At 40.1% G+C, this 10,379-nt stretch carries 7 protein-coding genes; 1 reads left to right on the plus strand and 6 read right to left on the minus strand.

Going from position 1 to position 10,379, the window contains the following annotated elements; translation table 11 throughout:
• Positions 1-18: 18 nt before the first annotated feature.
• From CHH91_RS14985 to CHH91_RS15005, 5 genes are all read right to left on the minus strand, one after another.
• Positions 19-1,737 carry a DUF6270 domain-containing protein gene (locus CHH91_RS14985; protein ID WP_095224255.1) on the minus strand — a complete coding sequence of 573 codons (1,719 nt, stop codon included), beginning with the start codon at positions 1,735-1,737 and terminating at the stop codon, positions 19-21.
• Positions 1,655-3,676 (minus strand): CDP-glycerol glycerophosphotransferase family protein, encoded by a 2,022-nt coding sequence (locus CHH91_RS14990; RefSeq protein WP_176465809.1) that lies wholly within the window; start codon positions 3,674-3,676, stop codon positions 1,655-1,657. The genes CHH91_RS14985 and CHH91_RS14990 overlap by 83 nt, the downstream gene beginning before the upstream one ends.
• Before the next feature lie 119 nt (positions 3,677-3,795).
• Positions 3,796-4,614, minus strand: coding sequence for a phosphodiester glycosidase family protein (locus CHH91_RS14995; protein WP_095224257.1), 819 nt, complete (start codon positions 4,612-4,614; stop codon positions 3,796-3,798).
• 248 nt (positions 4,615-4,862) lie between these two features.
• Positions 4,863-5,786 (minus strand): LCP family glycopolymer transferase, encoded by a 924-nt coding sequence (locus tag CHH91_RS15000; RefSeq protein ID WP_483372407.1) that lies wholly within the window; start codon positions 5,784-5,786, stop codon positions 4,863-4,865.
• Positions 5,787-5,881: 95 nt separating this feature from the next.
• Positions 5,882-6,829 (minus strand): LCP family protein, encoded by a 948-nt coding sequence (locus CHH91_RS15005; RefSeq protein WP_286160801.1) that lies wholly within the window; start codon positions 6,827-6,829, stop codon positions 5,882-5,884.
• A 296-nt stretch (positions 6,830-7,125) separates the two neighbouring features.
• Between CHH91_RS15005 and CHH91_RS15010 the strand changes: the two genes are divergently transcribed.
• Entirely contained in the window at positions 7,126-9,117 is a 1,992-nt protein-coding gene (locus tag CHH91_RS15010; protein ID WP_095224259.1) for an ATP-binding protein, read from the plus strand.
• Positions 9,118-9,161: 44 nt separating this feature from the next.
• On the opposite strand, the gene CHH91_RS15015 is transcribed toward CHH91_RS15010, so the two are convergent.
• Positions 9,162-9,929: a tyrosine-protein phosphatase gene (locus tag CHH91_RS15015; RefSeq protein ID WP_095224260.1), complete on the minus strand. Its 768-nt coding sequence runs from the start codon at positions 9,927-9,929 to the stop codon at positions 9,162-9,164.
• Positions 9,930-10,379 lie beyond the last annotated feature (450 nt).

Consider the following 10,379-nt stretch of genomic DNA (forward strand, 5'->3'; position numbering starts at 1 on the left):
CGGACAGGGGCTCTTTCATTATACTTCCATAAGTGCTGCGTCCTTCACTACAAGATTCTCGTTTGGTGAATTACGACTCAACACCCTTTTAATATCTCCGCTCTCATCAAATACCGTAACTTGTTTCCTCGTACCATCCTCAAAAAAGTCTACTTCCTGCTGCAGAGAGGATCCATCCGGATAATAAACAAATCGTTTCACTTGTTTGTTATTCTGGAACTGAACTGCGCGGTGCGGCTTATCCTTTTTGTAAAATATCTTTCGGAAGTATGTTCCGTCCGGGTTGTACTCTAGTTTTGTGTACAGACTGCCATCCAGATAAAAATCTGTTTTATTCTCCAAATTCCCGTCTTCATCATATTTATAGGAAGATGCCATTCTTCCGGCTCGCTTGTAGCCTTTTGCATACAGTACCTCCTGGAGCTTCCCATTTGCTGAAAATACTCTGGCTGTGTGCAGGAACCCTTGCTGGAACTCATGCCTTGCAACTAATGCATTGAAGTTATACAGCAGGATAGAGAAATCATCTTTTCTAAACAAGATCTTAACCCGTTGAAGTTTATTGATAACGATTGATACTTCATTGGCTTTTTCGATATAGTTGCTTCCCTCTCGCAATAACCGGTATCCCTGGGTGCTCCACGCAACGGCTGCTGCAAATTTCCCCGTTGCATCTGGCGTGTAGATATAATGATGTCCTTCTTTGATAATCACTTTTGCTATGATCTTATTCCTGACATAAAACATGAACCCGCGCTTTGCACCGTTAGGATAATAAATTTTGCATATTCTCAATCCATTTTTATCATGGAACAGTGCATCGACTGGCTTGTGATCCGGTATTTCTGTTAAAAGCAGTCTTCTGTCCGTCTCGAATCCTGCGGTAATATCCAGAATGTTTTGCTGAAGCTTGAAAAGGTGAAGATTATCATCAGCAATCAGCTTTTGCTTGTCTTCATCAGCTGGATTCCCGCTCACAATACCATCTAATGCAGATAAGAAGTCCTGATAATATTCGTCATTATAATGATAATAACCCCGACCGTACACATGGTCATGTGTGGAATAGTAGTCCATATGCTTGAGTTCGATAATAGGGATTTCAGGATAATTTGCTTCAATGTACTCGTATAACGAATGCAAATATAAATTAGTCTCTACTGCTCTTCTGGCACTGTACTTCCGATGACCTTCATCTGGAAATGTGTAAGCAAGAGGAACAAGCTGCTCCCCGTCCGAAACCTTAAACTGAGCAAAGGCTTTATGCAGGATGACCCGCTCCAATGGATAATACTGCTTCAGTCCCTCGATAAAGGTATCAATGTATCCGTATAGATCGTCTGCATTACCTGGTTCATTCAGAAAATCAACTCCGAAGCTCTCCAGAACCTTTTGGATCTCTGGACGACGTTCCACGTGGGATTCCCCAATTTTAAGTGTTGGCATTCGTTCGTCAATCAAATCGAAAATGAAGTAATCTGCGCCGCCAATAATGAACTTCTTCGTGAAGCTATCATCCACCTGTTTGAGCACAAAGTCGCTGACACTTTCATTATTGGTAAGCTGCAGCTTTATTTCTCTGATAATTGCAGCCTCATCACCGAGCGCTGCTGGAGCAGTGGAAATGACTTTTAAAGGCTTTTGAAAGATATACTTATTTACTTTGTATGTTTTCTTGTCCTGATAATTGAAGGACTCCCTCGTTACGCAGGATCCTTTTATTTCTATATTCAACATCAGCCAATCCCCTCTCCTTATCGAGAATTTCACGTATATAGTTGTACGTTTCTTCGGTATTGTTTCCGTCGGTTCTCTCAACCATCAGGCTGAACTTCGATTGGTAGGCTGCTTTCTGTTCCTGAATATAATTGCTCTGGATAAAAGCATTCAATTGATCGAAATCGTAAATAATGTCGCCAAATGCATTCTCCTTCTGCAGGATGTTCCGGGCACCATATTCTTTTTCTGCCTTTACCTTATCCTCCCAATAGAAGATGACATTGCTTCCGCCAGCAAATGCATAGAACGTAACAGAAGAATAATCAGAGATAAGCACTTTAGTTTTAAGAAGGATATCCTTTATGTCACCAGCGTATAGCTTGGATTGTATGTCGGCATAGATAGCAGGGAATTGATCACGCAGTATCACCTTTGCTTTCGGGTGCAGTACTACATTGATCTTTTTCCCTTCATAGAAAGGATCACTGTTGATCATACGGATGAATTGTATGTACCTGCCTACATAAGAACCTTCTGTTTTACCACCTGTCAGATCCCAAGGTCTCCATGTAAGCATGAAGGTTATTTCATCTTTTTGGACTGTCTCTTTTGATTCGACATACAGGTCCAGATTAGGAAGACCGGTAGGTATAATATCGTCGTCTGTATAATTTGCATACTTCAAAAAATTCCGACTTTCTCTTCTGGAGCTCGTTACGATATAATCCGGTGCAATCGGCACTCTTTTATTGAAGTAGCCTCTTTCAAATACATTTGTCGCTAACGCTACACCATGCTGAAGGAATATTTTATTTTTGTTATCTAGAATTTTCTTCTTGATCAACCGATCATTGTCGTACAGACGACGCTGGATATGCGTAGCTAAATCTGAGGAAATCAATGCATCTGCTTTGAAGATATTATAAAAGCTTCTAAGCGTATTTTTTTTGATGATATATTTGCTGCCAAACTGTTCGATTAATGCCGGGTATAAGTCCGATTTGCTATCAATAATGAATCTTGCCATCGAATCGTTTTGCTGTCTGGCATATTTAAAGATTTCATAGGCTGACTCGCTGGCTCCTTCACAAAACTTCTCAAAGAGGATGATGCGATTATTTTTCCGAGCGAATACTTTCACAAATACATACGCAATTGCTTCTTTTATTACGATTGATTTATGCAGCTTGTTGGAGTACACGAACACTAACTGCCCTGTGACCGATTTCCTGATAAATACAGATAAACTCTTGCTTATACGGTAATTGAACGTATTGTAAAGATAGTGCTTGCGGCTGTACTTATCAAAGCCGCTCTTCTTGAACGGATAATAATAATTCGCCGTGTCGTTATGTATGCGAAGAAACATCGGTAAATTGATCGAGCTTGTTTCTATGTATATTCGTTCGAGGTCTTTGGCTGGGATGATGCAGAAGAATGTATGATATAAAAGCTTCAGTTTACTGGTATTGAAGGTATTCTTCTCGCGTATCGTCTTTGAGAATAAATATTTGATCGGAAATCTGTGCTTCTTGTCATATCCCAGGGCGATCTCATATTCCTGTATATTTATATACCTGAACCGCAAAACCCCTATGAATAGAATCATATTCAAAAGAGGAATGCTCCAAACACGCTGCGAAGGAGCTAATTCAGCTTTTTCAATTATCTGCTCCTCCGTAAGGCTTTTATGCTTACGGGTCACAATAAAGGATAATCTCATGCGCTTGTCCAAATAAAAAATGACTTGCTTTCCTTTGTGATAGACAATTTCCTTAATCGTAACGTTATGAGACTCGTCGTTCTCTTCCGTAATTATCTGGCCTGCTGCATCATACACATAGTATTTCTTATTGGAGCTTCTCTTTCTCGTAATCAAATTCACCGAACCGTTAAAGTCCAGAAACCCATCCTTGAAAACGAGAGAGCCATTAGATACTTCGCTGTAGACGGACAATCTGCTGTCTCCTCTCATATCTTCACTAATAATTTACAAATAAAAAAGATAATTTACATTCGATTAAAATTATAGATTCATCCTTCTCCGCACGAAAGATGACGAAAGTAATGAAGTTTTTAGTCAAAATAGATATAATCAGCAACTTTTCTCCCGTCTTTTTCCTTACTTGTTCCAATTAAATCATTCTTCGCTTTCCCATCTAGGACAAGAGATGTACTTCCTCCTCCATCCAGCACATATGCAACCCGTATGTATTTGATTTTGTTTTTGATGATGTGATAAAAGTCCGTATACGTTATGCCGCTGTTTTGCTCTGTTCTGCCATCGAATGTATAGATGTATGTATTGTTGTAATAATCCTGCATGATGATTTGCCGAGGATTATCGATTTTTATATTCGGTATGGAATAGTAACGATAGTAGTTTTTCCACTCACCATCTGCAACCAAGGGAAAGAAACCTTGCCATGTATTCACGATATTCTTCTCTTTTATTTCCTTATCCGCAAAGCGTGACTGAAACGTATACAGCCGGCCTGCACGATCACTGCCAAGCAGCCAGCTATTCCCCAAATCACTTTCCTCTTTTTGGAATTCTCCATCTTTCATTTGTATACCATAAGCCTCACCCTTGTCGGGATTGAATACACTGGCATTGATCGCCACGCTAGCATCCTGTCTCTTTGAAAAGGATAGTACCTCCTCCAGCCCCTTGCCAAAGTCATCGTTTGCATATGCCTTCTTTACCGGGGAGGTCTTACCAAGTTCATTCTGATAATATATTTTGGTTACATAGTATACGGAATCATTGTAGTCATAGGAATTAAAAACCACCTTGGTTTTATCATAGGTGGATGGGGAAAGATCTATAGGAAGGATGATGAAAGATAGCAATACTGTTAAGCAAATGAAACCTATTTTGAATGGCTGCTTCATGCGGCGTGCTCCTTTTAGTTGCCTCAGGTTAGTAGTAAAAACATAAGCAGTTTCTAGGTTATCATTAATGTTTTAAGGTATAAATAGAGCGATAAGGCTAGAAGATGTGAAGGAGAAACTGTAAAAAACAGTTCTGATAGCACAGATAAGAACAAGGCTTTCTGATTAAGTAATAACAATTATATGGATGATAATAAGGACAAAAGAAATAGCCTCCCAATATTTAGGAAGGCTATTTCTTGAAGTTGTTACGAAATCATATCGTGGACTTTATCTCGTTCCTCTTGAGAAACTTCATAATAATAAATATCATCGATGGTTGTGCCAGCACCCTGGATTTGGTAATTCTCAGAGTTCTGACGCACATTCCGGTAGTTCTTGAACAGATCCGTCATCGTTGAGAAGTCCATATTCGTTTGGACATTATCACCTAACGCACCTAAAATATCATCAATCTTGCTAACAGAGTTGATGCTTGCACCTTTATCGATAACCGCTTGGATTACTTGACGCTGTCGAGCATTACGGCCAAAGTCGCCATCTGGATCCAAGTGGCGCATGCGCACATAGCCCATTGCTTTTGGTCCGTCCAGCTGAATTTCTCCCTGTGCATAGTGATAGCCTTTTTGATAATATCCTTCATCAATCCAATCAAGCTGGTTATTCACTGTGATACCGCCAACTGCATCAACAAAGTCGGATAAACCTTCCATGTTCATTTCTGCGAAATAATCGATTTCAGTATCCAGAAAGTTCTCTACTGTATCAATTGTCATATCCACACCGCCGAATGCATATGCGTGGTTAATCTTATCCGTAGTACCATGTCCAACAATTTCTGTACGTGAGTCACGAGGAATACTTATTAGTTTCATAGAATCATTCGCTGGATCAAGCGACATTACCATCAGTGCATCAGAGCGCCCTGCATCATCATCACGCTGGTCAACACCTAGCAGCAATACATTCAGCTTCTCTTGATCCTTCACTTTTGTTGCAGATTGTTTCATATCAATTGAGTCTGAGCCTTTTTGCATCGTATTAACTGTCGTCTTCGCTTTATTCGCAGCATAGATGCCCGTTGCTGCTACTGCAATTATTAACACAGCAATAATACTCAAGGTTACTTTCAGCCATGTTCTTTTCTTCTTACGCTTTTCTTTCCTGCTCAAAACCATATCCCCCTTATTCTGTTACCACTGGAAATTAAATTATATCAGAAAAACCTCTCCTTTTTCCGTTTAATTGTAAAAAGAAGAGGTCTATATTACTGATTTAAGAAGTTTTGCGCTTCTTGGGCATTCTGTTCCAAGCCGCCCACATTAAATTCTAGTACTGCTCCTACATCATAGCGAGCATCATGATAGGTATCATCCATCGGAATACGCATTGTATCCATATCCTCTGTTTTTCCTCTTAGGACATCCGTTCCCATTGATAGCAGCAAGCCGTTACGGACATTTGTACTGATATACCCATTGGCAATACCAATCATCTTAGGCAGCTTCGCAACAGTCGTCACACTAGCAACTTCCTCTTTCAGCTTACCTAAGACTTCCTGCTGCCGCTGTACCCGACCGTAGTCACCATTCGCATCATGGCGGAAACGGCTGTATGCCAGCAGCTCTTCACCGTGAAGCCTTTGCGTGCCTTCTGTCAGCTGTACACCCAATGCTTTCTGGTCAGTTGTCATCTCTGGTGTTACTGTTACTTCAATGCCGTCTGGTGCTACGGCATCAACAAGCTTTTCAAAGCCTTTGAAATCGATTTCTGCATAGTAATTAATCTCAATACCAAAGTTTTCGGTAACTGTCTTTCGTACTAGTTCAGGGCCGCCAATTGAATAAGCAGCGTTGATTTTATTATAACCGTACCCTGGAATATTCACATACGTATCACGCATGATCGAGATCAGCTTAGGTTGCTTTGTATCCGAACTGTAATTGGCAATCATGATTGTATCTGCGCGTGCACTATCTCCTCCGCGAGAGTCACTGCCAAGTACAAGTACATTAACGTTATCAACATTTTCGTCGGAACCATTGAATTCAACTTCATCGCTTAAATTATTATCTGCGTTCGCAGCTCGCGAGGCAGAAATATATTCATATGCAGCATAACTTCCAATCGCTAAGAATGCGATCAGGAATACCATCATAAACAGTCTGAATTTGCGCACTTTCTTTTTCTTACGCCTCTGACGTTGTAAAGTCACAATTATCCGCCTTTCTGAAAATACCTACTAAAGATAATAGCATGAAATGCCTATACAGAATATAGTTTTTATAATTTTTGCAAAGAATATCCAGTATAAATAATCCAATTTACTGTACAGCCAGTCTGAACTTATATGTACTTATTTATTTGTATAACAAACCGGTACAAATGCACGGGATATTTCATTACATTTTGTTTGTCTTTTTTTGTCATTTATCTTATTAATTTCAAAATATATAGTAATATATCCTTATAGTATTAGTAGATTATAACAGCGAGGGAGGATAAAGCGAGGTGGAAGGAATAGTCCCCATTGAGCCGGCAGCACGTCAGCCAGTATTTGTTGGTCGCCAAAAGGAATTAACAGTATTCCATGACTGGTTAAAGAATAATGACGCAACGTCTGCTTTATTTGCCATCTCTGGTATGGGCGGCATTGGGAAAAGTTCTTTGCTGGCAAGGATGAACTATCTCGTTAAAAAAGAAAATGTCAGAATAGTCTTTCTGGATGGCAATGCCTGTCCGCAAACACCAGCAAGCTTTATGGAATATGTTCATAGCCTGTTGCAATCCTTCCATCAAAAAGCTCCTTTAGATGTGTTGTTCCATAATCCAACAGGCATTAGACTACTCCTATGTATCGATCATTTTGAGGGACTTGCAGAAGTAAGAGACTGGTTTTTGCACACGTTTATTCCACAATTAGCTATGAATGGCATTGGGATAGTAATTGCTACCCGAAAGCCCTTGCCCATATCCATTGCACATATACAGACACTATCTTTGCCGCTGGATTATCTATCTTATGAGGAATCGGTTCAATATATTGAGAAAACAACCTCTTTGTTTCCCAAACAGATTCATGACTTAGCGAATAAAACAGACGGACTGCCTTTAAGCCTTGCCTTAGCTGTAGACATGGTAACTACAAGTACAAATCCAGATGTGCGCGCTGTTAGTCAAACGATCAGTGCGAAAATATTAAAAGAAGTAACCGCTGTTTCACTCCACCCGCTACTTGAAGTACTTATTGTCATGGAGTATGCCAACCAAGAAATATTCGAAGCTGTACTCGGGCGGAAGGTGAGCCTGGAAGATTATCGTAATCTGCAACTGCTGTCATTCATTGATCTGCACCCTTTTGGATTGAAGCTGCATGACGTGGCGAAAAGTTACTTACTCCAGGATTTCCAGCTGAGGGAGCCGACAAGACTTTATCGGCTTCATCGATCTTGCATGCGGGCACTGTATCGAGAGCTTACACATGCTTCTCAAACAGATCGCGTAATCATTGCATCTGCGCTGCTCAAGATGAATCAAGCGATGTGGCCAAAACATAATGCTTATGCAAGTTTTACGCAGCGAATTCATCAGGTGCGAACAGGCAAGCTGATAGCCAGTGACCTTCCCCTGCTTCATGAGCTTTTGGAGGAATGGTGTTTTTATAGTGTAGATAAAGAACATAACCAGAACTACCATGATTTCTTGGATGCCGTGGTTCAAATGGATCCAGACAGTATAACCATTTTACGCGATTATACGAATAAGCCGATTGGCATGTCCATCACGGTGCTTTATACGACACGAACGGCTCCTTTGCTGCTCCAGCATTTTCAGAATGAGCTAAATGCTATCTTTACAGCAAAGGGATGCAGACACGCTGCATTGCAAGCAGATACTTATATTCCCATTCTTGTGACAGCACAGAATGACATTACTGCCTATACAAGAGAAGAACTAGTTGGCATGCTGATTGTCGAGCAGCTTGTGAAGTTAGAGACAGGCAGGAGAGCTATACTCGTAGCTACGAACAATTCGCTCAAACAGTTCCTGCGTACAATAGGCTTTAACAGCCGTCCTGTAACAGACACCAGCTGCGATACCTCCTGGGCGAGAGCTGACATTATGGAGCTGGATCTGCGTACAAGACCTTTTGGTGACTGGGTCCTTCACATGATGCCGGAAGAACAACATAAACAGAACAGCTTATCTGTAAATCACATGCGGCGTATCCTTCAATCCATCCAGTCACCCCGCGAGTTAAACCGTTATTGCAGCATGTTCACAGACTGTCACGATGGACGAGCTGTACAGCAAAAGGTTTTGCAATGTCTTCAAAATCCTGATGGACTTTCTAAAGAACAACAGGACGTACTATTAAACAGCTTTGTCCGCTACCCGAATAATATAGTAAAAGCCGTAGCTGCAAGCAATATGAGCAGAGCTACCTTTTATCGCCAGCAGAAGAAAGCAATTCAAAAACTTACTGATATACTAGCATTATAAAAAAGAAGCGACACAGTGAACCGCTGTATCGCTTCTTTTATGTATTATACAAACCGCTTTTTAAGCCCTCTTCTGCCAATTCTTTCAGGCTCCTCCCTTATAACCACTGCACCTTCTACCATCTTCCAGCTGTTATTCATCAGCATATAAGCAGCTTGATTGCCAAATGATTTTCCTACTTCCTGATAAGCCCTCAGCAAACCAAAGCCTTTACCAGATTGATGGTTATTCGAACCAATAAAGTGAACCAGTTTGGATGCAATCAACTGCTGTGTGAATTTCCGTACCTTCCCACCATAATCCCCATTGATACTCCCTGCAGCAATCTGAACGAAGCAGCCGTTTTTGACTAGTTCGTAGAGAAATTCCGGCTGCTGATTTACATACACGTTCTTCTCTGGACTAGCAATCACAGGATGAAATCCTGAGGCCTGCATCTCCCGGATCAATTGCTTCACATAGCTAGGAAGCGGATTCTCAGGTAACTTCAAGTAAAGATAGCTTGTATTCGTATTAACTGCCAGTAAGTCCATGAAATCCCGATCCTCCAGCAAATCATTTGATACAAGCGTCTCCTGTCCAGGTAGAACCTGTAATGGAATTCCCTCTTCCCGAAGTATTTCATTAAATTCGTCTATACTCGCATAAATTCTTTGTCGATTATTAAAAGAATGCCGACTCTGATCATGCGGAGTAGCCACGATAGTATCAATTCCCTCAAATACAGCTTCCTCGGCCATCTGCAAGCTTTCCTCCAACGTACTCGGCCCATCATCGAGACCATGTAAGATATGGCAGTGAATATCTATCATCAGAGATCCTCCATTCCATTAATTTGTCGTTAGTGAAATGGTAGCATGAGACAAACTATAAAATGTCTCACTTTAGTATCAATTATTTTTATCATGTTTTAAATTCAGTTTATCATTTAAATGTCAATTAAAATTAATAACCGTAACTTATTGTAAGGATTTAAGCTACTTCATATTCAAATAATACAGAGTAAAAAAATAAATGCAGGCAATTTTCTAGTTTGCATGCATTTATCTTTAATTAAAGAAGATTGAAATAAAATCAATAATCAACTAATAAACAATTCAACTGATTAGAAATTATTTCAATCGATATACTATTAACTTCTCTCACGTTGTATTTCTTGCTTGTTCTTAACATAAATTAGTGACAGAAATGCCCATATCTCATATTTTATTTCAAATGACGCATAAAAAGACACAGAAATAAACAAGAAAATAAAAGAAAAA

Origin of the sequence: Virgibacillus sp. 7505 (assembly GCF_002272135.1) — a bacterium.
Lineage (GTDB): Bacteria > Bacillota > Bacilli > Bacillales > Amphibacillaceae > Terribacillus.

Coding starts and splice junctions, on each gene's coding strand:
- CHH91_RS14985 (WP_095224255.1), bottom strand. CDS start 1,737: ATGTTGAATATAGAAATAAAAGGATCCTGCGTAACGAGGGAGTCCTTC.
- CHH91_RS14995 (WP_095224257.1), bottom strand. CDS start 4,614: ATGAAGCAGCCATTCAAAATAGGTTTCATTTGCTTAACAGTATTGCTA.
- CHH91_RS15015 (WP_095224260.1), bottom strand. CDS start 9,929: ATGATAGATATTCACTGCCATATCTTACATGGTCTCGATGATGGGCCG.